22 protein-coding genes are annotated in these 22,631 nt (G+C 68.4%); 17 read left to right on the top strand and 5 right to left on the bottom strand.

Going from position 1 to position 22,631, the window contains the following annotated elements:
* Positions 1–30: 30 nt before the first annotated feature.
* Entirely contained in the window at positions 31–1,311 is a 1,281-nt protein-coding gene (locus BW990_RS17365) for a DUF2254 domain-containing protein (protein WP_076450052.1), read from the bottom strand.
* A gap of 369 nt (positions 1,312–1,680) precedes the next feature.
* Here BW990_RS17365 and BW990_RS17360 point away from each other — a divergent pair, with 369 nt between their 5' ends.
* Both BW990_RS17360 and BW990_RS17355 read left to right on the top strand, forming a co-directional pair.
* Positions 1,681–3,054: a trypsin-like peptidase domain-containing protein gene (locus BW990_RS17360; protein ID WP_076450050.1), complete on the top strand. Its 1,374-nt coding sequence runs from the start codon at positions 1,681–1,683 to the stop codon at positions 3,052–3,054.
* Entirely contained in the window at positions 3,054–4,379 is a 1,326-nt protein-coding gene (locus BW990_RS17355) for a replication-associated recombination protein A (protein ID WP_076450048.1), read from the top strand. Before BW990_RS17360 ends, BW990_RS17355 begins: the two co-directional genes overlap by 1 nt.
* A gap of 186 nt (positions 4,380–4,565) precedes the next feature.
* Here the strand turns inward: BW990_RS17355 and BW990_RS17350 are convergent, their stop codons facing one another.
* Positions 4,566–5,522, bottom strand: a complete 957-nt coding sequence (locus tag BW990_RS17350) for an L-malyl-CoA/beta-methylmalyl-CoA lyase (RefSeq protein ID WP_076450046.1) — start codon at positions 5,520–5,522, stop codon at positions 4,566–4,568.
* Between the two features lie 240 nt (positions 5,523–5,762).
* On the opposite strand from BW990_RS17350, the gene dgcN reads away from it, so the two are divergent.
* The 3 genes from dgcN to BW990_RS17335 all read left to right on the top strand — a co-directional run bounded on the left by dgcN (position 5,763) and on the right by BW990_RS17335 (position 8,842).
* Complete coding sequence (gene dgcN, locus BW990_RS17345; RefSeq protein WP_076450045.1) at positions 5,763–6,764, top strand: N-acetyltransferase DgcN; 1,002 nt, start codon at positions 5,763–5,765, stop codon at positions 6,762–6,764.
* A 52-nt stretch (positions 6,765–6,816) separates the two neighbouring features.
* Positions 6,817–7,782, top strand: coding sequence for an N-acetyl-D-Glu racemase DgcA (gene dgcA / locus BW990_RS17340; protein ID WP_076450043.1), 966 nt, complete (start codon positions 6,817–6,819; stop codon positions 7,780–7,782).
* A gap of 196 nt (positions 7,783–7,978) precedes the next feature.
* Positions 7,979–8,842 (top strand): D-amino-acid transaminase, encoded by an 864-nt coding sequence (locus tag BW990_RS17335; RefSeq protein ID WP_076450041.1) that lies wholly within the window; start codon positions 7,979–7,981, stop codon positions 8,840–8,842.
* A 40-nt stretch (positions 8,843–8,882) separates the two neighbouring features.
* Here the strand turns inward: BW990_RS17335 and BW990_RS17330 are convergent, their stop codons facing one another.
* The 3 genes from BW990_RS17330 to BW990_RS17320 are packed head-to-tail and all read right to left on the bottom strand — an operon-like array spanning position 8,883 to position 10,238.
* Positions 8,883–9,287: a hypothetical protein gene (locus BW990_RS17330; RefSeq protein ID WP_076450039.1), complete on the bottom strand. Its 405-nt coding sequence runs from the start codon at positions 9,285–9,287 to the stop codon at positions 8,883–8,885.
* The gene (locus BW990_RS17325; protein WP_076450037.1) at positions 9,284–9,916 is read right to left on the bottom strand and encodes a DUF5671 domain-containing protein; all 633 of its coding nucleotides are present in this window, start codon (positions 9,914–9,916) and stop codon (positions 9,284–9,286) included. Before BW990_RS17325 ends, BW990_RS17330 begins: the two co-directional genes overlap by 4 nt.
* A gap of 7 nt (positions 9,917–9,923) precedes the next feature.
* A complete protein-coding gene (locus BW990_RS17320; protein ID WP_076450036.1) occupies positions 9,924–10,238 on the bottom strand; it encodes a DUF1244 domain-containing protein in 315 nt (104 codons plus the stop codon).
* 210 nt (positions 10,239–10,448) lie between these two features.
* Between BW990_RS17320 and pyk the strand changes: the two genes are divergently transcribed.
* The 12 genes from pyk (at position 10,449) to BW990_RS17260 (ending at position 22,503) form a co-directional block, all read left to right on the top strand.
* Complete coding sequence (gene pyk / locus BW990_RS17315; protein ID WP_076450035.1) at positions 10,449–11,894, top strand: pyruvate kinase; 1,446 nt, start codon at positions 10,449–10,451, stop codon at positions 11,892–11,894.
* Between the two features lie 26 nt (positions 11,895–11,920).
* Positions 11,921–12,142, top strand: coding sequence for a hypothetical protein (locus BW990_RS17310; RefSeq protein WP_076450034.1), 222 nt, complete (start codon positions 11,921–11,923; stop codon positions 12,140–12,142).
* Between the two features lie 158 nt (positions 12,143–12,300).
* Positions 12,301–12,501 (top strand): 50S ribosomal protein L35, encoded by a 201-nt coding sequence (gene rpmI / locus BW990_RS17305; protein ID WP_076450119.1) that lies wholly within the window; start codon positions 12,301–12,303, stop codon positions 12,499–12,501.
* A gap of 35 nt (positions 12,502–12,536) precedes the next feature.
* Positions 12,537–12,902 carry a 50S ribosomal protein L20 gene (gene rplT / locus BW990_RS17300; RefSeq protein WP_076450033.1) on the top strand — a complete coding sequence of 122 codons (366 nt, stop codon included), beginning with the start codon at positions 12,537–12,539 and terminating at the stop codon, positions 12,900–12,902.
* Positions 12,903–12,992: 90 nt separating this feature from the next.
* Complete coding sequence (locus tag BW990_RS17295) at positions 12,993–13,925, top strand: 3-hydroxyacyl-CoA dehydrogenase NAD-binding domain-containing protein (RefSeq protein ID WP_076450032.1); 933 nt, start codon at positions 12,993–12,995, stop codon at positions 13,923–13,925.
* 85 nt (positions 13,926–14,010) lie between these two features.
* Positions 14,011–15,984 carry an acyltransferase family protein gene (locus tag BW990_RS17290; RefSeq protein ID WP_076450031.1) on the top strand — a complete coding sequence of 658 codons (1,974 nt, stop codon included), beginning with the start codon at positions 14,011–14,013 and terminating at the stop codon, positions 15,982–15,984.
* Between the two features lie 82 nt (positions 15,985–16,066).
* The gene (pheS, locus tag BW990_RS17285; RefSeq protein WP_076450030.1) at positions 16,067–17,140 is read left to right on the top strand and encodes a phenylalanine--tRNA ligase subunit alpha; all 1,074 of its coding nucleotides are present in this window, start codon (positions 16,067–16,069) and stop codon (positions 17,138–17,140) included.
* A gap of 440 nt (positions 17,141–17,580) precedes the next feature.
* Positions 17,581–17,859 (top strand): YrhK family protein, encoded by a 279-nt coding sequence (locus BW990_RS17280; protein ID WP_076450029.1) that lies wholly within the window; start codon positions 17,581–17,583, stop codon positions 17,857–17,859.
* 76 nt (positions 17,860–17,935) lie between these two features.
* The gene (pheT, locus tag BW990_RS17275) at positions 17,936–20,332 is read left to right on the top strand and encodes a phenylalanine--tRNA ligase subunit beta (RefSeq protein WP_076450027.1); all 2,397 of its coding nucleotides are present in this window, start codon (positions 17,936–17,938) and stop codon (positions 20,330–20,332) included.
* 96 nt (positions 20,333–20,428) lie between these two features.
* Positions 20,429–20,878 carry a YtoQ family protein gene (locus BW990_RS17270; protein ID WP_076450025.1) on the top strand — a complete coding sequence of 150 codons (450 nt, stop codon included), beginning with the start codon at positions 20,429–20,431 and terminating at the stop codon, positions 20,876–20,878.
* A 178-nt stretch (positions 20,879–21,056) separates the two neighbouring features.
* Positions 21,057–21,479, top strand: coding sequence for a large conductance mechanosensitive channel protein MscL (gene mscL / locus BW990_RS17265; protein WP_076450022.1), 423 nt, complete (start codon positions 21,057–21,059; stop codon positions 21,477–21,479).
* Between the two features lie 136 nt (positions 21,480–21,615).
* Positions 21,616–22,503 carry a cation diffusion facilitator family transporter gene (locus BW990_RS17260; protein ID WP_076450020.1) on the top strand — a complete coding sequence of 296 codons (888 nt, stop codon included), beginning with the start codon at positions 21,616–21,618 and terminating at the stop codon, positions 22,501–22,503.
* Positions 22,504–22,631: the final 128 nt, after the last annotated feature.

Below are 22,631 nucleotides of genomic sequence, written 5' to 3'. Positions count from 1 at the left end.
CGCTTGCGTCGGCGGGCCCAGTGGGCGGTGCTAGGACGCGCGCGCCCCGGCGCCCTCGACCGCGCTCCGGTGGGCGCGGCGGACGCGGTCGATATCGGGCGGGAAGCTCAGGTCGCTCTCGGCCCGGTCGAGCGCCTGGCGGGCGCGGGACGCTGCCGTCCGCGCGAGCTCCGGCGCGGCCTCCTGGACCAGAAGCCCCAGCGATTTCTGGACCCAGATGTCCAGCTCCACCGAACCCACACCGTCCTTGATGATCGCGGCGAAGGCGTCGTCGAGCAGGTCCTCGGGCGCCAGCGCGGGCACGCGCACCCGGTCGAACTCCGGCGCCGCACGGTCCTCCTCCGGGGGGGATACGCTCCAGTCCCGCAGCAGATGCGCCATCCGGACCGCGATGTCGATGGCGGTGCCCGGATCGTTGATCGCGGGCGACAGGGCGCGGCAACCGATCTCGGACATGACGATCAGGCCGAAGCGCGGATCGCTCGTGTAACTGCGGCGCTGTGCGAGCACGAAGGCGTCGTGCAGCCCGTCCATGTCGGGACGCGATCCGCCCGGCGGCGTCTCGGCGGTCAGAAGCGGTCGGCGCGCGGTCACGAAGGCGCCCGGCAGCGCGCTCAGATGCACCACGCTGTCGTGCTTTTCCGCCCAGGCCTGCAGGGCCGCGATATCGACATGCTGGATGAAGCCGATGGTCTCGGCGTGCAGGTCGGTCCCGGAGGGCGCCCCGTCGCTGGCGGGCCTGGCCGAGAGCGGCGCCCAGGGCTTCCATTGCGCGAAGGCATCGCGGGTCGCGGCCTCGACCTTTTCGATGGTGTTGCCCATCCGGCCCAGCCGCGCGATGTTGTCGACCCAGCGGACGAAGGTCAGGATCACCCAGGCGAAGACCGCCAGCGTGATCAGGAACATGGCGAAGCGCCCGGTCGCGTCGAAATACTCGACCTTGACCGCGATGATGCCGACGATGCTGAAGATGAACGCGCCGATGAAGCTCGACAGCGCGGTCTGCGAGACGCCGTCGGAGACGACCAGCACGAAGGCCCGCGGGGTCGCGCTGCTGCTGGCCGACGCATAGGCGGAGACCATGGAGGCCACCGCGAAGGTCGCCACGCCGAGCATGCTGGCCGAGATCACGGTCAGCAGCTTTTCCAGCGTCTCGAAGCTGATATCCGGCGCGAGTTGCGCGAAGGGCAGGACGTCGGCCATCTCCGCCACGAAGGTCGCGGCGACGGCCATCACGGCATAGCCGAGCGGCTTGATCCAGAGCCTTTCGCGCAGCTTGCGCAAGGTGAAGGTGAGCTTGCTTCGGATCATGGGGCCCCGCTGCGTCCGGTGACGCGTCACGGCCGCGTCCGGTCCGACAAGAGCATCTTTCCGGGGCGGACCAAAGCGCCATTTCGGCCCTGCGGGGGCGGCGGCCACGAGATATCGCGCTGTTGCGTCGCGGCGGTCGGGGAAGGGGGCGCTGCCCCCTCTTGGCCTGCGGCCAATTCACCCCCGGCGGTATTTGTCAAAGAGGCAAGGGCAGGCGGGGCAGCGGCGGCCCGGATGCTTGCAATCATGCCCCCGCGCCGACATATCGGGGGGCACGGGGGCGCAGCCGGCCCGGTTTCTTCCGTCGCCGCGCCGACCCCGTCCCTTTTGTCCCTTGGCTGTTCCGTACCTGTCATGAGAGCCCGTCCGATGCGCGTCATCCTTGCCATCCTGCTGATGCTGGCAGCGCCTCTCGGCGCCGAGGAACGGGTGCCGCAGAGCCCGGGCGAGATCCGCCTGACCTTCGCGCCGCTGGTTCGGCAGGCCGCGCCGGCGGTGGTGAACATCTATGCCAGCCGCATCGTCGAGCGGCGCTCGCCCTTCGCCGACGATCCCTTCTTCGGCAGCATCTTTCGCGATTTCGCGCCGACGCGGCCGCGGGTGCAGAACTCGCTGGGCTCGGGCGTCATCCTGTCGGCAAACGGGATCGTGGTGTCGAATTACCACGTCGTCGGCGAGGCCCGGGACATCCGCGTCGTGCTGAACGACCGCCGCGAGTACCGCGCCGAGGTGCTGCTGGGCGACGAGGAGGCGGACCTCGCGATCCTGAAGCTGGAAGGGGCGGAGGACATGCCCTTCCTGCCCCTGCGCCGCGACGACCCGGTCGAGGTGGGCGAACTGGTTCTCGCGATCGGCAACCCGTTCGGCGTCGGGCAGACCGTCTCCTCCGGCATCGTGTCGGGGCTGGCGCGGTCGGGTGCGGCCACGGGCAATGCGCGGGGCCATTTCATCCAGACCGATGCGCCGATCAATCCCGGCAATTCCGGCGGGGCGTTGATCGACGTCGCCGGGCGGGTGATCGGGGTGAACACCTCGATCCTGAGCCGGTCGGGCGGATCGAACGGCATCGGCTTCGCGATTCCGGCGGCGCTGGTGGCGCAATTCGTGGCGCAGGCCGAGGCGGGGGCGGATCGCTTCGTGCGGCCCTGGGCCGGGCTGACCGGGCAGCCGGTGGATCAGGATCTCTCCGAAAGCCTCGGGCAGAGCCGTCCGGTCGGCATCCTGATCGCCGATGTGCATCCGCTCTCGCCCTTCGCCGCGGCGGGCATCGCGGTGGGCGACGTGATCGAGGCGGCGGATGGCACGCCGGTCCACACGCCGTCCGAGATGATCTACCACATGGCGGTGCGCGGCATCGGGGCCGAGATGCAGGTGCGCGTGGCGCGCGGCGACGACGTGCGGACCCTGCCGGTGACGCTGATCGCCGCGCCCGAGACGCCCGCGCGCGAGACCGTGTCGCTGGGCGAGGGCAGCGTGCTGCCGGGCCTCGTCGTCGCGCGGATCAATCCGGCGCTCGCCGAGGAGATGGCGCTCGATCTGCGCGCCGAGGGGCTGGTCGTGCTCGATCCGGGGCCCTGGGGAATGCGGGCGGGGCTGCGCCGGGGCGACCGCCTGCTCGGCATCGACGGGCGCGTGCCGGACCGGCCGGCGGAGATCGCGCCGCTTCTGCAGCGCGCCGCGCCGCAGATCCAGATCGACATCCTGCGCGGCGGGCGCCGCCTCGCGCTCAGGTTCCGCAGCTGATGGCGGATCTCTTCGACACTGGCGGCGATGCGGGCGATGCTGCGCCGCAGGGGCGCGCACCGCGACCCCTGGCGGATCGGATCCGGCCCGGCAGCCTCGGCGATGTCATCGGGCAGGCGCAGCTCCTCGGCCCGGACGGGCCTCTTCGCGTCATGCTCGATGCCGGAGCGCTCGGCTCCATCGTGTTCTGGGGGCCGCCCGGTGTCGGCAAAACCACCATCGCGCGGCTTCTGGCCCATGAGACCGACCTGCATTTCGTGCAGATCAGCGCGATCTTCTCGGGTGTGGCGGAGCTGAAGAAGGTCTTCGAGGCCGCCCGGCTGCGCCGCCGCTCGGGCCACGGCACGTTGCTCTTCGTCGACGAGATCCACCGCTTCAACAAGGCGCAGCAGGACAGCTTCCTGCCGCATATGGAGGATGGCACGATCCTGCTCGTGGGCGCGACCACGGAGAATCCGAGCTTCGAGCTGAACGCGGCTCTGTTGAGCCGGGCGCAGGTCATGGTGCTGGATCGGCTGTCGGAGGTGGATCTCGAGGCGCTGATCGCCCGTGCCGAGGCGGAGCTGGGCGCGGCGCTGCCGCTCGAAGCGGGCGCGCGGGCGAGCCTGATCGAGATGGCCGACGGCGATGGCCGCGCGCTTCTCAATCTCGTCGAACAGATCGCCGCCTGGCGGCTCGCGGCGCCGCTCGACCGGCAGGCGCTGTCGCAACGGCTGATGCGGCGCGCGGCGCAATACGACAAGTCGGGCGACGGGCATTACAACCTGATCTCGGCGCTGCACAAATCGGTCCGCGGCTCGGATCCGGATGCGGCGCTCTACTGGTTCGCGCGGATGCTCGAGGGCGGCGAGGACCCGCGCTACCTGGCGCGCCGGATCACCCGGATGGCGGTGGAGGATATCGGGCTCGCCGATCCCGAAGCGCAGGCGCGCTGCCTCGAGGCCTGGCAGATCTACGAGCGGCTCGGCTCGCCCGAGGGCGAGCTGGCGCTGGCCCAGGCGGTGACCTATCTCGCGCTCGCGCCGAAGTCGAATGCGGGGTACGCCGCCTACAAGGCCGCGCGCAAGGCGGCCAAGTCGACCGGCTCCGCGCCGCCGCCGAAGCATATCCTGAACGCGCCGACGAAGCTGATGGAGGCGCAGGGCTACGGGGCGGGCTATGCCTATGACCACGATCAGGAGGATGCCTTTTCCGGGCAGAACTATTTCCCGGACGGCATGGCGCGGCCGGATTTCTACCAGCCGGTGGAGCGCGGCTTCGAGCGCGACCTGAAAAAGCGGGTGGAGTATTTCAATCGGCTTCGCCAGGAGCGCGACGGCAGCTAGCGCCATCCCACGGCGTCCCGCCGTGACGCCCCGGGCGCGACAGCCTGTCATGACCGGAATTGAAATACCTTGGGGGGCCGTCAGTGGTGTGCCATTGGTCAAAGCGACAAAGGCGGCGGGGCAGCGCCCCCGACGGGCCCGGTGCCAGGGGCGCCGGACCCGATCTTCAAGAAGCGGGGGGCAGGATCAGAGCCCGATCATCTCCGCCTGGCGCACGATCACCTCGGCCTGCTTGATCGAGGCGATGTCCACGAGCCGGCCCTTGTAGACCGTGGCGCCTTCGCCCCGGGCGGTGGCCTCTTCCATGGCCGACAGGATCTCGCGCGCCTCGCCGACGGCGTCCTCCGAAGGCGTGAAGACCTCGTTGGCCAGCGCCACCTGCTTGGGATGGATCGCCCATTTGCCCACCATGCCGAGCGTCGCCGACCGGCGCGCCTGGGTGCGGAAGCCCTCGTCGTCGGAGAAATCCCCGAACGGGCCGTCGACCGGCAGCACGCCATGGGTGCGGCAGGCGGCGACGATGGCGGCCTGCGCCCAGTGCCACGGGTCGGACCAGTAATTCACGCCCTCATGGTGCATGTAATACCATTTCTGCGTGCCGCCGATGCCGGTGGTGGCCATGCCCATGGAGGCCGCGAAATCCGCCGCCCCGAGGCTCATCGCCTGCAGGCGTGGCGTGGCGGCGGCGATCTCCTCAACGTGGCAGATGCCGGCGGCGCTTTCGATGATGACCTCGAAGGCGATCTTCTTCTTGCGGCCCTTCGCGGCCTCGATGGCGGTGACGAGCGCATCCACCGCGTAGAGGTCGGCGGCATTGCCGACCTTCGGGATCATGATCTGGTCGAGCCGCTCGGAGGCCTGTTCCAGCAAGTCGACCACGTCGCGATACCAGAACGGCGTATCGAGGCTGTTGATGCGCACCGACAGGGTCTTGTCGCCCCAATCCACATCGCCGATCGCCTCGATGATGTTGGCGCGCGCGGCGGGCTTGTCGTCCGGCGACACCGAATCCTCGAGATCGAGATTGATCACGTCCGCCGCCGAGGCGGCCATCTTCTCGAAGATGGCGGGGCGCGAGCCGGGGCCGAAGAGCTGGCAGCGATTGAGCCGGGCGGGCGGCGCGGGCTGGATGCGGAAGGACATGAGGCGAGCCTCCGTTAGGCTAAGGAAGTTTCAATTCGGATGCGCCAACCGGTATAAAATTGCTGCGCTGCACGCAAGTTCATTTTGCACATGCAGCATTTTCGCCGCCCTGTGGTGAATTCTTCGACAAGGGCCGGTCTTGCTGCCCTTATCTTGCGCAATCCGGCGCATCGGCGGCGCGATTGCGCAGGACATTCCGCTGCAGACTGCTAGTTTGCGCCGAAACCGCTGGAGGATGCCATGATCGAGACACCCTATCTTCTGTTCCTGGGCGACGCGCCCGACCCGCTCGCGGCCAAGGTGGCCCAGGGGATCAAGGACTGGCGGCCCGACAATTGCGTGGGCCAGCTGCGCCTCGAGGGTTGCAACGCGGATATGGGGCTCACCGACATGACGCTCGAGGAGGGCCGCGCGGCCGGGGCAAAGACGCTGGTGATCGGCGTGGCGAACCGGGGCGGCAAGATCTCCGCGAAGTGGAAGGAGGTCCTGCTCGCGGCACTCGATCAGGGCTACGACATCGCCAGCGGCTTGCACAACCTGCTGCGCCATGAAAAGGACCTCGCGGCGAAGGCCCAGGAGACCGGGCGGGCGCTGCACGACGTGCGCATCCCCGAGGTGGAATATCCCATCGCCGACGGCAAGAAGCGAACCGGCAAGCGGGTTCTGGCGGTGGGCACCGATTGCTCCATCGGCAAGATGTACACCGCGCTGGCCCTCGATGCGGAGATGAAGCAGCGGGGGATGAAATCCTCGTTCCGGGCCACCGGGCAGACCGGCATCCTGATCACCGGCGAGGGCGTGCCGCTCGATGCGGTGATCGCGGATTTCATGGCCGGTGCGGTGGAATGGCTGACGCCCGACAACGATCCCGATCATTGGGACGTGATCGAGGGGCAGGGCAGCCTCTATCACGTCTCCTATTCCGGGGTGACCATGGCGCTTATCCATGGCGGCCAGCCCGACGCGCTGATCCTCTGCCACGAGCCGACGCGCACGCATATGCGCGGTCTGCCGGATTACAGCCTGCCGAGCCTCGAGGAGCTGCGCGACCTGGCGCTGGCGCTGGCGCGCATCCCAAACCCCGGCTGCCAAGTGGTTGGGATCTCGGTGAATACCAAGGCGCTGTCGGACGATGAGGCGAACAGCTATCTCGCCGAGCTGGAAGAGCGGCTGGGCCTGCCGGCGGTCGACCCCTACCGCCACGGCGCGGGCAAGCTCGTGGATGCGCTGGCGGCGCTCTGAGCCCGGCGGCAAAGCCGCGTATTTTCAAAGAGGCAAGACAGGAGGTGCAGGGATGACCATCACCGTGACGCGCGACGTCTTCCGGCTCGCCGAAGCCTTCACCATCAGCCGCGGCTCGCGCACCGAGGCGCAGGTCCTGACCGTGCGGATCACCCGCGACGGCGTCACCGGCTGGGGCGAATGCGTGCCCTATGCGCGCTACGACGAGACGCTCGACAGCGTGACCGCCCAGATCGAGAGCCTGCCCGCGGATATCGACCGCGCGGCGCTGCAGGAGGCACTGCCGGCCGGCGCGGCGCGCAACGCCGTGGATTGCGCGCTTTGGGATCTCGAGGCCAAGCAGGCGGGCTGCCGGGTCTGGGAACTCGCGGGCCTCTCCGCGCCGAAGCCCGAGATCACCGCCTTCACCCTGTCGCTCGATGCGCGCGAGAAGATGGAAGCGGCGGCGCGCAAACACGCTCATCGCCCGCTTCTGAAGATCAAGCTCGGCACGCCCGACGACATGCCCCGTCTCGAGGCGGTGCGGCGCGGCGCGCCCGAGGCGCGGATCATCATCGACGCCAACGAGGGCTGGTCGGCGGAGGTCTATGCCGATCTCGCGCCGCATCTCGTCAAGCTGGGCGTGAGCCTTGTCGAGCAGCCCCTGCCCGCGGGCGAGGACGACGCGCTGCGGGGCATCGACCGGCCCGTGCCGCTTTGCGCCGACGAAAGCTGCCACGACCGGGCCTCGCTGCCTGCGCTCAATGGCAAGTACGACATCGCCAATATCAAGCTCGACAAGACCGGCGGGCTTACCGAGGCGCTGGCCCTGCGCGATGCGGCGCTGGCCGAGGGCTACGACATCATGACCGGCTGCATGGTCGGCTCCTCGCTCGCCATGGCGCCCGCGGTGCTGGTGGCGCAGGGGGCGCTGGTGACCGATCTCGACGGCCCGCTGCTTCTGGCCGAGGACCGCGACTTGCCGCTTCTTTTCGACGAGCATGGCGTGCATCCGCCGGAGCCGGGGCTCTGGGGCTAGAGCGGAGCGCCGTGGCCTCGGCCCCGGCGAGTTACGCGCAAGCGCGGGCCGCGTGCCCCGGCGCGGCGTCCGCAAGCTGCCCTGTTTAGCAGTGCCGGTCGCGCCGGATCGGCGGACAGAATATCGCAGCGCCCTCTCTTGACGGAGCGGCCGAAGCCATGAAAACCACCTGCACGACATTCAGGAGACATGCCCCATGACCCGCACCGTCTATGTGAACGGCGAGTATCTGCCCGAGCACGAGGCGAAGATCTCGATCTTCGACCGTGCCTTCCTGATGGCCGACGGGGTCTACGAGGTGACGAGCGTGCTCGACGGCAAGCTCATCGACTTCGCGGGCCACGCCAAGCGGCTGGAACGCTCGCTCTCCGAGCTCGACATGCGCAGCCCCGTGACCACGGATGAGCTTTTGGAGATCCACCGCGAACTGGTGCGCCAGAACGGCATCGAGGAGGGGCTCGTCTACCTGCAGATCACCCGCGGCGCGCCCGGCGACCGGGATTTCGTCTTTCCCGACCCCGAGACGACCGAGCCGACCATCGTGCTCTTCACCCAGAACAAGCCCGGCCTCGCCGACAGCCCGGCGGCCAAGAAGGGCATGAAGATCATCTCGATCGAGGATCAGCGCTGGGGCCGGCGCGATATCAAGACGACGCAGCTGCTTTACCCGTCCATGGGCAAGATGATGGCCAAGAAGGCGGGCGCGGACGATGCCTGGATGGTCGAGGACGGGTTCGTCACGGAAGGCACTTCGAACAACGCCTATATCATCAAGGGCAACACCATCATCACCCGCGCGTTGTCGAACGACATCCTGCACGGCATCACCCGCGCGGCGGTGCTGCGTTTCGCCGCCGAGGCGCAGATGAAGGTGGAGGAGCGGAATTACTCCATCGACGAGGCGAAGGAAGCCGACGAGGCCTTCATCACCTCGGCCTCGGCCTTCGTCATGCCGGTGGTCGAGATCGACGGCGTAGCGCTGGGGGACGGCACGCCGGGCGCGCGCGCGGCACGGCTGCGCGAGATTTACCTCGAGGAAAGCCGCAAGGCCGCGATCTGAGATCGGGCGCGGGTGGGAGGCGCGGGCCGAGGGCCGCGCGTCACTCCCCGGGCGTCAGGCTGATCTGCTGGTAGAGGCACCCGGTTTCCGGATCGAAACTGCCCGCGCGGCGCGACAGGCGCGCGGCATCCTCGAACTCCGCGCAGAGGCGGTATTCCTCGCGGTCCACCACCTCGTAGCGATAGGGCGCGCCGGTATAGGGGTCGGTGCGGCGGACGTCGTAATAACACGATGTGCTGGGGCTCAGATCGTCGGGCAGCACATTGCCTTCGGTCGTGGCCTTGCAGGTGACGACCGAGGTCAGGGCGAGAAGATCGCCGAAGCGGGCCTCGTCCCGCGCCTCCATGCGCCCGGCCTGCGGGCCGCCCACCTGCACGAAGGCCAGCCCGACAAGGCCCACGCTCAGCGCGATGACACCCCAGACGGCGATGCGGTCGGGCCTCACGAGGCCGCCTCGGGCGCCATGACGCCGCGGATATAAAGAAAGACGAGCCCCGCCGCGATGGCGACAAGCACGGCCTTGGCGATGAAGCGCAGGGTCAGCTCGCCCGACAGGAAGGCATACAGAACGGCGACCGCGTCGCAGATCAGCGTAGCGGCGGCGAGAAACAGCAGCACATGGCCGAGCCAGGCCCGCGTCGCAGACCGCCCGCCGGCAGGGTCCGAGGCGCGGTTCTGCACCATCCGCCGGTCGAGCAGCAAGAACAGCGGCAGGAAGATCATCAGGTTCGCGATGGACCAGCGCATCAGCCCGTTGAAGCCCGCATAGGGCCGGTCGCCGGGATCGGGCAGCCAGGCGTCGATCAGGTTGAAGCCGAGCGCCACCATGTAGCCGATGATGGCCGCGAGAGACAGGAACATGACCGCGTAGAGGAACGCATCGCGCGCGCCGAGCACCGCCCGCGGGCGCGGCACCGGCAGGGGGCCGTCCCCGGGCGCCCATTGCGCGAGCGCGGCGCGGGTTTCGCCTTCGGACCAGCCCGCTGCGATCAATTGCCGGGAAATGCCCTCTGCGCTCTGGCCCGCGGCCAGCGCATCGCGCACGAAGCTGTCCCGGCGTTCCTCGGGGCGCATGGGCGCCTCAGCCCTTGGAGCCCACGTTTTCCGCGAATGCCTGCTCGAAAGCGGCCTGCTTCTCGCCCGAGGCCTCGGTCTGGTACTTCGCCTTCCACTCGGACATGGGCATGCCGTAGAAGATCTCGCGCGCCTCGTCCTTGCCCATCTCGATGCCCTTTTCGTTCGCGGCCTCCTGGTACCAGCGCGACAGGCAGTTCCGGCAGAACCCCGCGAGGTTCATCATGTCGATGTTCTGCACGTCGGTGCGGTCTTCCATCAGGTGCTGGCGCAGGCGGCGGAAGGCGGCGGCTTCAAGCTCGATGCGGGTCTGGTCGTCCATGATGTCCTCCTGAACTTTCCCGATAACGTCGTGTCTTTCGGCATCCTATGCAAGTGGTGCCGCGGACAGGGCGGTTGTGCAAATGGCCCTTTGACAATCGCCCTCCCGGTCGGTTCAGGTTGAGCCCGCGGGAAAAGTGCGCCATAAGCCGACCGACTGGTAGCGGTAACATGGCCGCTTTCCCCTTCGATCAACGAACAGGACCTTGCGATGAGACGGATGCGAAACGTGAAGATCGTGGCCACCCTCGGCCCGGCCTCCTCCTCCTACGAGATGATCCGCGCGCTGCACGAGGCCGGGGCGGACGTCTTTCGCCTGAACATGAGCCATGGCAGCCACAGCGAGATCGCCGAGCGGCACAAGATCATCCGGCAGGTGGAAAAGGACCTCGATTCGACCATCGGCATCCTCGCGGACCTGCAGGGCCCGAAGCTGCGTGTGGGCGCCTTCGCCAAGGGCGAGGAGGAACTCGAGGAGGGGCAGGCCTTCCGCCTCGATCTCGATCCCGCCGAGGGGGATGCCAAGCGCGTGAACCTGCCGCATCCGGAGATTTTCGCGGTGCTGGAACCCGGCGCCTCGCTGCTGGTCAATGACGGCAAAATCCGCCTCAAGGTCGAGAAATGCGGCAAGGATTTCGCCGATTGCACCGTGACCGTGGGCGGCACCATCTCGAACCGCAAGGGCGTGAACGTGCCCGACGTGGTGCTGCCGCTGGCGGCCCTGTCCGAAAAGGACCGCAAGGACCTGGAATTCGTCGCCGATCTGGGCGTCGACTGGCTGGCCTTGTCCTTCGTGCAGCGCGCCGCCGACGTGGAAGAGGCGCGCGAGCTGACCAAGGGCCGCGCGGCGATCCTGTCGAAGATCGAGAAGCCCGCCGCGGTGAAGGCCTTCGCCGAAATCCTCGCGGTCTCGGACGGTATCATGGTGGCGCGCGGCGATCTCGGCGTGGAACTGCCGGTGCAGAACGTGCCGCCCATCCAGAAGCGCCTGATCCGCCAATGCCGCGCGGCGGCCAAGCCGGTGATCGTGGCCACGCAGATGCTCGAATCGATGATCGAAAGCCCGATGCCGACCCGCGCCGAGGTCTCGGACGTGGCGACCGCGATCTACGAGGGCTCCGACGCGATCATGCTCTCGGCGGAATCGGCCGCGGGCGATTACCCGATCGAGGCGGTCACGACGATGAACAACGTGGCCGAGGAGGTCGAGAGCGACCCGACCTATACCGACATCATCGAGGCGTCGCGCTCTTCCAACAAGCGTTCGGTCGCCGATGGCATCGTCGCCGCGGCGCGCGAGATCGCCGAGAGCGCGCAGGTCAAGGCGATCTGCTGCTACACCCAGTCGGGCACCACGGCGCTTCTGGTGGCGCGGGAACGGCCGCGGGTGCCGATCCTCGCGCTGTCCTCCTCGGCCAAGACGGCCCGGCGGCTGGCGCTGACCTGGGGCACGCAATGCGTCGTGACCGACTCGCTCGACCGGTTCAAGATGGCCGTGGTGAACGCCGCGAAGGCCGCCCGCGCCCTGGAATACGCCACCACCAAGGACCTGATCGTGGTGACCGCGGGCGTGCCCTTCAACACGTCGGGCACCACGAACATCCTGCGCGTCGCGCCCTGCGATGAGCGTTTGATCTACGCCACAGATCCCGAATAGGCTGCCCCCCGAAAGGGGCGCTGTCCATGTCACCCGATATCGCGCTGGCGCTGGGGATCTTCCTCTCGGCGCTGGCGGTCACCTCGGCGCTTGCGGCCTTCGCGGAACGGCGGCGTCCGGTCGTCGCCTGTCTGCTGGCGCTTGGCGCCGGCTGGGCCATCGTCTTCGCGTGGCAGGGATCCGAAGACGGCTACCGGCTCGCAGATATTCCGATGGTTTTCTACGAGGTGATCGCGGCCCTGCGTTAGGGAACTCGGGGCGGCGATCCCGGCGCCCGGCGCGGCGTCGCGGCAGGGCTTGCAATCCCATAGGGCCTTGTCTAAAGGGGCGTCTCTGACGTCGCGCGTCCGGCCAAGTGGCATTGCCGAGTCGCGCGTTTCCGACGCTCAAGCAGATGGAGATGGAAATGCCCAAGATGAAGACGAAGTCGAGCGCCAAGAAGCGCTTCAAGGTCACGGCCACCGGTAAAGTCATCGGCGGTCAGGCTGGCAAGCGCCACGGCATGATCAAGCGCACCAAGAAATTCATCCGGGACGCACGCGGCACGACGACCCTGTCGGAGCCCGATGCGAAGATCATCAAGGGCTTCATGCCCTACGACCGCTGATCCCACCCAGAGACACCAGAATTAGGAGCTAGATCATGGCGCGAGTCAAAGGTGGGACCGTTACCCACGCCCGTCACAAGAAGATCACCAAGGCAGCCAAAGGCTATTACGGCCGCCGCAAGAACACCTTCAAGGTCGCCACGCAGGCGGTCGACAAGGCCAACCAGTACGCCACGCGCGACCGCAAGAACCGCAAGCGCAACTTCCGCGCCCTGTGGATCCAGCGGATCAACGCCGCCGTGCGCGCGCATGACGAGGCGCTGAGCTATTCGCGCTTCATCAACGGCCTGTCGCTGGCCGGCATCGAGGTGGACCGCAAGGTTCTGGCCGATCTGGCCGTGCACGAGCCCGAAGCCTTCGGCGCGATCGTGGAGCAGGCCAAGGGCGCGCTGGCCGCGTAAGCCTTGCCCGACACCGTCCTTCGAAGGCCCCGGACCGCAGACGCGCCCGGGGCCTTTTTTCGTCTCGGGGGAAGGCATGGAAGGGGACGCATGACATATGACCGGATCGCCATCGTCGGCGGCGGGCTGATCGGCGCCAGCTGGGCGGCCCTGTTCCTCGCCCATGGCGCGCATGTGGCCGTGCAGGACCCCGACCCCGAAGCCGAGGCGCGGGTCGCGCGGACGCTCGCTGCCGCATGGCCCGACCTGCAGGCGCTGGGGCTGGCAGAGGGGCCCGTGCCCATGGAGAGATTGCTGGTCACGACCGATCTCGCCGAGGCCTGCCGGGAGGCGGAGTTCGTGCAGGAATGCGGCCCGGACCGCATCGCGGTGAAGCGCGAGATCGTGGCCGCGCTTGAGGCGCATCTGGGCGCGGCGGTGCCCATCGCCTCCTCGACCTCGTCGCTTCTGGCCTCGGACATCCAGGAGGGCGCGGCGCATCCGGGCCGGGTTTTCGTCGCGCATCCCTTCAACCCTCCGCATCTCATCCCGCTGGTGGAGCTGGTGGCGGGCCGCGCGACTGATCCCGAAGTGATCGAGGCCGCGCGCGCCTTTTACGGCGGCCTCGGTCGCGACGTTATCGTGGTGCGCAAAGAGGTGATCGGCCATATCGCCAACCGCCTGTCCGCCGCGCTTTACCGCGAGGCGGTGCATCTGGTGGCCGAGGGCATCGCCAGCGTCGCCGACGTGGACCGCGCGGTGGCGTCGGGGCCGGGGCTGCGCTGGGCGCTGATGGGGCCGCACCTGACCTACCATCTGGGCGGCGGCGATGGCGGGTTTCGCCATTACATCCGTCACCTCGGCCCGACGCAGGCGGCGCGCTGGGCCGAGCTGGGCAGCCCCGAGCTGACCGAGCCGGTGATCGCGCAGCTGATCGCGGGCGTCGATGCAGAGCTTGACGAGTATGCGGGGACGGATTTGGTGCGCGCGCGCGATGCGGGCCTGATCGCCATCTTGCAGGCCCGGGCCAGGCAGGGGCTCTGAGCCGTGGGGGGGCCCCGGCGCTTTGACGCGGGCGGCCATCGCGGGTAAGCGGGCGTGATCTGGAATCCAAGGTCGGAGGTCCTCGGTGAAATACCGCCGCGATATCGACGGGCTGCGCGCCGTGGCCGTCCTGCCGGTCGTGCTGGACCACGCCCATGTGCCGGGCTTTTCCGGCGGTTACATCGGCGTCGACATCTTCTTCGTCATCTCGGGTTTCCTGATCACCCGCATCCTGATGGACGACATCGCGGGCGGGCAATTCAGCCTATTGCGCTTCTACGAGCGCCGGGCGCGGCGCATCCTGCCCGCGCTCTTCACGGTGATCGCGGCGACGCTGGTCGCGGGCTGGTGGATGCTGGTGCCGGGGCAATACGAGGCCCTGGGCGAAAGCGTCATCGCCACGACCTTCTTCTTCTCCAACTACCACTTCCTCTGGATCGCGTCGGATTATTTCGCGCCGGGGGCGGAGTTCATGCCGCTTCTGCACACCTGGTCGCTGGCGGTGGAGGAGCAGTTCTACATCGTCTTCCCGCTGCTGCTTCTGGGCCTCACGCGGTTCGCGTCGCGGTTGGTCTGGGCTGGGATCGCGCTGATGTCGGCGCTCTCGCTGGCCTATGCAATCTGGCTGGTGGGCGCCGATCCGGTCGCCGGATTCTACGCGACGCCGACCCGCGCGTGGGAGCTTGGGGCCGGGGCGCTGGTGGCGCTCTCCGGGGCGCGGTGGCGGCTTCCCGACTGGCTGGCGGACGGGCTTTCGGTGCTGGCGCTGGGCGCGATCCTCCTGCCCATCGCGCTTTATTCCGAGGCGACGCCGTTTCCGGGGCTCGCGGCCCTTCCGCCGGTTCTGGGCGCGGCCCTGCTGATCTGGACGGGCGGGTTCCGCACGACGCCCGCGGCGCGGCTCCTGTCCCTGGCGCCCTTCGTCGGGGTCGGGCTGATATCCTACTCGCTTTACCTCTGGCATTGGCCGGTGCTGGTCGCCGCGCGGCTCTGGGTCGGGGACGGGCTCTTGCCCGCCACCCTGGTGGTCGGGGCCATCGCCCTGTCGCTGGCCCTCGCCACGCTGAGCTGGCGGTTCGTGGAGCGTCCGTTCCGCAGGCCCGCGCAGGCGGGCGGCCTCGGGCGGCGCAGCATCTTCGGCGGCGCGGTGCTGGGCGCGGTCCTGTTTTATACTGCCGGCAGCACCATCGACACCGAGGACGGCTATGCCGCGCGGATGCCCGCCGCCATCGCGCCGATCCTCGCCACCGCGGATGAAGAGACGCTGCCGGTGGCGCGCTGCGGCGGACGGGCCGAGGGCAAGCTGTGCCCCCTCGGCGTCGAGACCGCGGCGCCCGAGGTGATGATCTTCGGCGACAGCCATGCCGGTGCGCTGGCCTATGGCTTCGACGCGCTGTTGCGCGAGACGGGGCAGGGCGGGGCGCTCCTTTATGCCTCGGCCTGCACGCCGCTTGCGGGGGTGCGACGGACCGACGAGGAGGCGGAATGCGCGGCGGCCAAGGCGCGCCTTCAGGAGGCGCTCGAGGGAGAGGCCTTCGGGACCATCGTCCTCGTTGCGCGCTGGGCGCTGGCGGTCGAGGGCGTCCGCGCGCCGGGCGAGGCGCCGGGCGTGGCCCTGTTCGAAAGAGAAGCGCCGGGCATCGCGCCCGGGGCCGACGGCGCGGGCCTCGTGCGCGCGGGCGTCGCCGCGCTGATCGACATCATTACCGCGAGCGGGCGGCGGGTCGTCCTGCTGGAGGGGGTGCCGGAGATCGGCTACGATGTGCCGCAGGTCTATGCCTCGGCGGCGCTCTTCGGCGCCGATCTGCGCCCGCCGCCGGGCCGGATTGCGACCGAGGCGCGCAACGCCCGCGCCTCGGCGATGCTGGCGGAACTGGCGGCGGGCCGTCCGGACGTGGTCTTCGTGCCGTTCATCGCCGAGTGGTGCGGCGCGACCTGTCCCGTCGCCGATGCCGGCGGGCTTTATTACCGCGACGACGACCATCTCAGCCGCCGGGGGGCGGAGGCCCTGATCGCCGACTACCTGCGCGCCCCCCTGGCCGCGGCGCTGCGCCCCTGACGGGCGCCGTCCGGGGAGTTGCGCCCGTCCCGGCGGGGCTGTAGTCAGGCGCGCATCGAGGCCGGGCTTCAGCGAGGGCGACATGGACGATCTGCGCAACAAATATATCGAGGCGATTGCCGGGGCCGATGACGAGGCCGCGCTCGAGAGCCTGCGCGTCGAGGCCCTGGGCAAGAAGGGCGAGATCAGCCTGAAGATGCGCGAGCTGGGCAAGATGAGCCCCGAGGAGCGCCAGACCGCAGGTCCCGCGCTCAATGCCCTGAAGGACGAGATCAACTCGGCCCTGTCGGCCAAGAAAGAGGCGCTGGCCGATGCCGCGCTCGATGCGCGGCTGCGCGGCGAATGGCTGGACGTGACGCTGCCCGGGTGGGGCCGGCGCATGGGTTCGATCCACCCGATCAGCCAGGTGACGGAGGAGGTCACGGCGATCTTCGCCGATCTCGGCTTCTCGGTCGCCGAAGGGCCGCAGATCGACACCGACTGGTACAATTTCGACGCGCTGAACATCCCGGGCCACCACCCCGCGCGGGCCGAGATGGACACGTTCTACATGCACCGCGAAGATGGCGACAATCGCCCGCCGCACGTGCTGCGCACCCATACCTCGCCGGTGCAGATCCGGCATATGGAAAAGCACGGCGCGCCCTGCCGGATCATCGCGCCGGGCCGGGTCTACCGCGCCGATTACGACCAGACGCACACGCCCATGTTCCACCAGGTCGAGGGGCTTGCGATCGACCGCGACATCTCGATGGCGAACCTGAAATGGGTGCTGGAGGAGTTCTTCGCCGCCTTCTTCGAGGTGGACGGCATCAAGACCCGCTTCCGCGCGTCGCATTTCCCGTTCACGGAGCCGTCGGCGGAGGTCGATATCCAGTGTACCTGGGAGGACGGGCAGCTCAAGATCGGGCAGGGCGACGGCTGGATGGAAGTGCTGGGCTCCGGCATGGTGCACCCGAAGGTGCTGTCGGCGGCGGGAGTGGATCCGGCGGAATGGCAGGGCTTTGCCTTCGGGATGGGGATCGACCGGATCGCGATGCTGAAATACGGGATTCCGGATCTGCGGGCGTTTTTCGATTCAGACCTGCGGTGGCTGCGGCATTACGGCTTTGCGAGCCTGGATGTGCCGACGCTGCATGGGGGGCTGTCCCGCTAAGGGATTGCGCCGCGCGCGGCGCGTCGCCCGGGGCAGAAAATTAAAAATTTTCTGATCGCGGCGGCTCTGAGGTGACGCTTTCATTTCGGGTGACATGCGTAATGGGCCCGGAACAAGGCTGCCCCTGGCAGCCGCCGGGCCAGCGCCGGACCGGCCCGACCGGTCTGGCGCTTTGGGGACGCAAGTGCGCCGTTCGATACGTGCAATGACATAACGGGATAAAGCGCATAGCACAATCATTGCTGCGCCAGCCCGCCGGTCCGGCGCTGGCCCGGCTCGACCGTCGGTGCGCGGGCCACTCGCAGCGTGCGGGCCAGGCGTCGGCCATTACGCGCAACGTCGCAGGATAGGCGAAAGCCCATCAGCCCCGAAATACGGCCCCGGCTGGACAGCCCGCATCCTCCGCCTAGGCTTCCCGGCATCCAAACCGGAGGTCCTCCATGCCGCTCTTCCACCAGGAAAACCGCGACCGCAACGACCGCACGCGCCAGCTCTACGCGTTCTACGAGATCGCCCACACGCTCGTCGATTTTGCCGCCGCGATGCTCTTTCTCGTAGGCTCCGTCCTGTTCTTCTGGGCCGCCTACGAGACCCCGGCGATCTGGTGTTTCGTCTGGGGATCGATGTTCTTCGCGGTCAAGCCGACCCTGCGCCTGGTCCGGGAAATCCACCTTCTGCGCATCGGCGCGACCGAACGGCTCGCCCGCGCGCAGGAGTAGCGCCGCCCGGCCCCTTTCCCCCCGCCTTGCGATCCGGTAACACCCCGGCCAACACCGCACCAGAGGGCTGCACGCGATGAAATTCACCCTGTCCTGGCTGAAAAGCCATCTCGACACCACGGCCTCCGCGTCCGAGATCGCCGAGGCGCTGACCGATCTGGGCCTCGAGGTCGAAGGCGTGGAAAACCCCGCCGAGAAACTGCGCGACTTCACCATCGGCAAGGTCATCGCCGCCGAGAAGCATCCCGATGCGGACAAGCTCAAGGTCTGCCGGGTCGAGACCGACGAGGGCGAAAAGCAGATCATCTGCGGTGCGCCCAATGTGCGGCAAGGCATCACCGTGGTCGTGGCCAAACCCGGCACCTACGTGCCAGGCATCGACACCACGATCCAGGTCGGCAAGATCCGCGGCATCGAGAGCCACGGCATGATGGCCTCCGAGCGCGAGATGGAGCTTTCGGACGAGCATTCCGGCATCATCGAGCTGCCCTCGGGCGAGGTCGGCCAGAGCTTCGCCGACTGGCTGGCCGAGAACGAGCCCGCCAAGGTCGACCCGGTCATCGAGATCGCCATCACCCCGAACCGCCCCGACGCGCTGGGCGTGCGCGGCATCGCCCGCGACCTCGCGGCGCGCGGGCTCGGCACGATGATCGCGCGCGATTGCGATCCGGTGCCCGGCAGCTTCGCAAGCCCGATCACCGTCAGCATCGACGAGGACGCCCGCGAGGCCTGCCCGGTCTTCTACGGCCGGGTGATCCGCGGCGTGACAAACGGGCCTTCGCCGGACTGGCTGCAGGCGCAGCTCAAGGCCATCGGCCTGCGCCCGATCTCCTTCCTCGTCGATGTCACCAACTTCTTCACCTTCGACCGCAACCGCCCGCTGCATGTCTTCGACGCCGACAAAGTGCAAGGCAACCTGCGGGTGCATCTCAGCGACGGCGGCGAGGAGCTTCTGGCGCTCGACGACAAGACCTACCGGCTCGATCCCGGCATGACCGTCATCTCCGACGATGCGGGCGTCGAGAGCCTTGGCGGGATCATGGGCGGCGCGCATTCGGGCGTGACGGGCGAGACGGTGAACGTCTTTCTCGAGGCCGCCTTCTTCGATCCGATCCGCACCGCCTATACGGGCCGCGCGCTCAAGATCAATTCCGATGCGCGCTACCGGTTCGAGCGCGGGATCGACCCCGCCTGGACGCCCGAGGGCATCGAACATGCGACGCGGATGATCCTCGATCACGCGGGCGGGGAGGCCTCCGAGGTGGTCGTCGCGGGTGCGATCCCCGACCATTCCCGCGCCTACAAGCTCGATACCGACCGCGTCGTCAGCCTTGTCGGCATGGAGATCCCCGCCGAGACCCAGCGCGCGACGCTTGAGGCGCTGGGCTTCACGATGAAAGGTGACATGGCGCATGTGCCGTCCTGGCGGCCCGACGTGCAGGGCGAGGCCGATCTCGTCGAGGAGGTCGCGCGGGTCGCCTCGCTGACCAGGCTCGAGGGCAAGCCGCTTCTGCGCACCGATCCGGGCGTGCCGCAGCCGATCCTGTCGCCCGCGCAGATCCGCGAGCGCGCCGGGCGGCGGACCGCGGCGGCGCTCGGCTACAACGAATGCGTGACCTACAGCTTCATCGACCAGGCGGCGGCGACGCTTTTCGGCGGCGGGGACACGGCGACGATGCTCGCCAATCCGATCTCGTCGGAGATGAGCCATATGCGCCCCTCGCTGCTGCCGGGCCTCCTGCAGGCGGCGGCGCGCAACCAGGCGCGCGGGCATTCGGACCTTGCGCTTTTCGAGATGGGCCATGTCTTTTCGGGCGGTGAGCCCGGCGAACAGGCGCTGATGCTGGCGGGGCTTCTGGTCGGCAAGACCGGCCCCAAGGACTTGCATGGTGGTTCCCGTGCGGTCGATCTCTATGACGCGAAGGCCGATGCGGAGGCCTGCCTTGCGGCGATGAACGCGCCCGCGAAGATGCAGATTCTGCGCGGGGCCTCCGAATGGTGGCATCCGGGGCGGCACGGCATGCTGTGCCTCGGCCCCAAGAAGGTGCTCGGCGTCTTCGGTGAGTTGCACCCCAAGGTGCTGCGCGCGCTCGATGTGAAGGGCCCGGCGGTGGCCTTCACGCTTTGGCCCGGCGAGATCCCGATGCCCAAGGCGCGCACGACGACGCGGCCCGCGCTCATCCTCAAAGATCTGCAGCCGGTGGAACGCGATTTCGCCTTCGTGGTGGATGCCGAGGTGCAGGCGCTCGACCTGGTCAATGCCGCGGCGGGGGCCGACAAGGCGCTGATCGAAGAGGTGCGCGTCTTCGACGAATTCATCGGCGGCAGCCTCGGCGAGGGCAAGAAGAGCCTCGCCATTACCGTGCGGATGCAGCCGACCGAGAAGACCTTGAAGGAAAAGGATATCGAGGCGGTCGGCGCGAAGATCGTCGAGAAGGTCCAGAAGGCGACCGGCGGGGTCCTGCGGGGCTGAGCCTTGGCGCGCCTGTCGCGCCGCCTAGGTTGCAGGAAAAGCGGGCGCTCCGGCGCCCGTTTTCATGACGAGAGACAGTGAAGGAGACTGAGAGCGATGGGACTGAACGTATACCTTGCAGGCGAGATCCACACCGATTGGCGGGATCAGATCATCCAGGGCGCACAGGGGCTCGACGTGACCTTTTCGGGTCCGGTGACGGATCATGCGGCCTCGGACGATTGCGGGGTCGAGATCCTCGGTGCGGAGGACCAGAAGTTCTGGCACGACCGCAAGGGCGCGCTGGTCAACGGCATCCGCACCCGCAAGGACCTGCACGACGCCGACGTGGTGGTCGTGCGCTTCGGCGACAAGTACAAGCAGTGGAACGCGGCCTTCGACGCGGGCCAGGCGGCGGCGCTCGGCAAGTCGATGATCATCCTGCAGCCCGAAGAGCATGACCACGCGCTGAAAGAGGTGAACGCGGCCGCCGACGCGGTTGCGCGCACGCCCGAGCAGGTGGTGCAGATCCTGCGTTACGTGCTGACCGACAAGCTGCCGGGCTGAGGCCCTAGGCCCCGCGCGCCCCGGGTCTCGCGATCCGGGGGCGCGGGGGCCACGCCCCGGCTGCAGGATTGCGCCGTTTTCCCGAAAGCGGCGAAATTCTTCTCGCGCGACGCCGGATAGCACGCTATCGCCTACGGCGCCCCCGGCGTATCGGGGGTGGCTTTCTGGAAACTGGGACATGATTAACGAATTCAAGGACTTTATCGCCAAGGGCAATGTCATGGACATGGCCGTCGGCATCATCGTGGGCGCCGCCTTCACCGCGATCGTCACTTCGCTGGTGGGCGACATCATCAACCCGATCATCGCGCTCTTTACCGGCGGGATCGACTTCTCGGGTTGGTTCTACACGCTCGACGGCTCGGAGCATGCCTCGCTTGCCGCCGCGACCGAGGCCGGCGCGCCGGTCTTCGCCATCGGCAGCTTCATCATGGCGGTCATCAATTTCCTGATCATCGCCTTCGTGGTCTTCATGCTCGTGAAGATGGTCAACCGGATCAAGTCAGCCGCGGAAAAGCCCGACGAGGTGGCACCCGCGGTCGAGACCGGGCCGTCCGAGCTCGATATCCTGATCGAGATCCGCGACGCGCTCAAGAAGTAGGCGCCGCGTCCACCGCAGCTTGCGGCCCGGCAGCGGGCCGCCCGATTGTCCCGCGCATGCCGACCGAACGGTTGAGTGCGCGGGATTGGTCTTTTAAGACCTGCGCGACCCCGGTGCAGGACAGGATCCGTTCTTCATGACGAAAACCGCCCGGATTGCCGCGATCTCGGTCCTCGTCGGGATCGCCGTGCTGGCGATCAAGACGCTGGCCTGGTGGGTCACAGGCTCGGTCGCGCTGTTGTCCGACGCGCTGGAAAGCATCGTGAACGTCGCCACTGCGCTGGCGGCGCTGATCGCGGTGCGCATCGCCGACCGTCCGCCCGATGCCGATCATCCCTACGGGCATCACAAGGCGGAGCTGTTCTCGGCGGTGATCGAGGGGGTGCTGATCATCCTCGCCGCGCTCTTCATCCTGCGCGAGGCATGGGCGGCTTTCGCCGAGCCGCGCGCGATCACCGCGCCCTGGACCGGGCTTGCGATCAACCTCGTCGCGAGCGCGCTGAACGGCATCTGGGCCTTCGTGCTGATCCGGCAGGGCCGGGCGCTGCGGTCGCCCGCGCTGGCGGCGGACGGGCGGCACCTCCTGACGGATATCGTCTCGTCGATCGGGGTGGCGGTCGGCATCGCGGCGGCGGCGCTCACGGGCTGGCTCTGGCTCGACCCGGCGCTGGCGGCTTTCGTGGCGCTGAACATCCTCTGGGCGGGCTATCACGTCATCTCGGGCTCGGTGGGCGGGCTCATGGACAAGGCGGTGCCCGAGGACGATCTGAGCGCGCTGCGCGATCTCATCTCGGAACATGCGGAAGGTGCCATCGAGGCGCATGACCTGCGCACCCGCCATGCCGGCCGGCACACCTTCATCGAGTTCCACCTGATCGTGCCGGGCGAGATGAGCGTGCATGACGCCCACCAGATCTGCGACCGGGTCGAGGCGGCGCTGCGCGAGGCGGTGCCGGATTGCACCGTGACCATCCATGTGGAGCCCGAGCACAAGGCCAAGCATAGCGGGATCGTGGTGCTCTGATCCGCGCGGGGCGCCCGGCCCTTACGGCGAGCGAGGGGGCTGTCTGCCCCCTCGCGCTCCCCCGAGAGGTATTTCCGGTCCGGTCGTGACAGGGGGGGGGGGCGCGCCGGGCCGGCGCGGGGACACGC

Source organism: Roseivivax lentus (genome assembly GCF_900156805.1).
Taxonomy (GTDB): domain Bacteria; phylum Pseudomonadota; class Alphaproteobacteria; order Rhodobacterales; family Rhodobacteraceae; genus Roseivivax; species Roseivivax lentus.
Note: the sequence above shows the minus strand (reverse complement) of the source record. Positions and strands in the feature narration are given on the sequence as shown.

Coding starts and splice junctions, on each gene's coding strand:
- BW990_RS17365 (WP_076450052.1), bottom strand. CDS start 1,311: ATGATCCGAAGCAAGCTCACCTTCACCTTGCGCAAGCTGCGCGAAAGG.
- BW990_RS17360 (WP_076450050.1), top strand. CDS start 1,681: ATGCGCGTCATCCTTGCCATCCTGCTGATGCTGGCAGCGCCTCTCGGC.
- BW990_RS17355 (WP_076450048.1), top strand. CDS start 3,054: ATGGCGGATCTCTTCGACACTGGCGGCGATGCGGGCGATGCTGCGCCG.
- BW990_RS17350 (WP_076450046.1), bottom strand. CDS start 5,522: ATGTCCTTCCGCATCCAGCCCGCGCCGCCCGCCCGGCTCAATCGCTGC.
- dgcN (WP_076450045.1), top strand. CDS start 5,763: ATGATCGAGACACCCTATCTTCTGTTCCTGGGCGACGCGCCCGACCCG.
- dgcA (WP_076450043.1), top strand. CDS start 6,817: ATGACCATCACCGTGACGCGCGACGTCTTCCGGCTCGCCGAAGCCTTC.
- BW990_RS17335 (WP_076450041.1), top strand. CDS start 7,979: ATGACCCGCACCGTCTATGTGAACGGCGAGTATCTGCCCGAGCACGAG.
- BW990_RS17325 (WP_076450037.1), bottom strand. CDS start 9,916: ATGCGCCCCGAGGAACGCCGGGACAGCTTCGTGCGCGATGCGCTGGCC.
- BW990_RS17320 (WP_076450036.1), bottom strand. CDS start 10,238: ATGGACGACCAGACCCGCATCGAGCTTGAAGCCGCCGCCTTCCGCCGC.
- pyk (WP_076450035.1), top strand. CDS start 10,449: ATGAGACGGATGCGAAACGTGAAGATCGTGGCCACCCTCGGCCCGGCC.
- BW990_RS17310 (WP_076450034.1), top strand. CDS start 11,921: ATGTCACCCGATATCGCGCTGGCGCTGGGGATCTTCCTCTCGGCGCTG.
- rpmI (WP_076450119.1), top strand. CDS start 12,301: ATGCCCAAGATGAAGACGAAGTCGAGCGCCAAGAAGCGCTTCAAGGTC.
- rplT (WP_076450033.1), top strand. CDS start 12,537: ATGGCGCGAGTCAAAGGTGGGACCGTTACCCACGCCCGTCACAAGAAG.
- BW990_RS17295 (WP_076450032.1), top strand. CDS start 12,993: ATGACATATGACCGGATCGCCATCGTCGGCGGCGGGCTGATCGGCGCC.
- pheS (WP_076450030.1), top strand. CDS start 16,067: ATGGACGATCTGCGCAACAAATATATCGAGGCGATTGCCGGGGCCGAT.
- BW990_RS17280 (WP_076450029.1), top strand. CDS start 17,581: ATGCCGCTCTTCCACCAGGAAAACCGCGACCGCAACGACCGCACGCGC.
- pheT (WP_076450027.1), top strand. CDS start 17,936: ATGAAATTCACCCTGTCCTGGCTGAAAAGCCATCTCGACACCACGGCC.
- BW990_RS17270 (WP_076450025.1), top strand. CDS start 20,429: ATGGGACTGAACGTATACCTTGCAGGCGAGATCCACACCGATTGGCGG.
- mscL (WP_076450022.1), top strand. CDS start 21,057: ATGATTAACGAATTCAAGGACTTTATCGCCAAGGGCAATGTCATGGAC.
- BW990_RS17260 (WP_076450020.1), top strand. CDS start 21,616: ATGACGAAAACCGCCCGGATTGCCGCGATCTCGGTCCTCGTCGGGATC.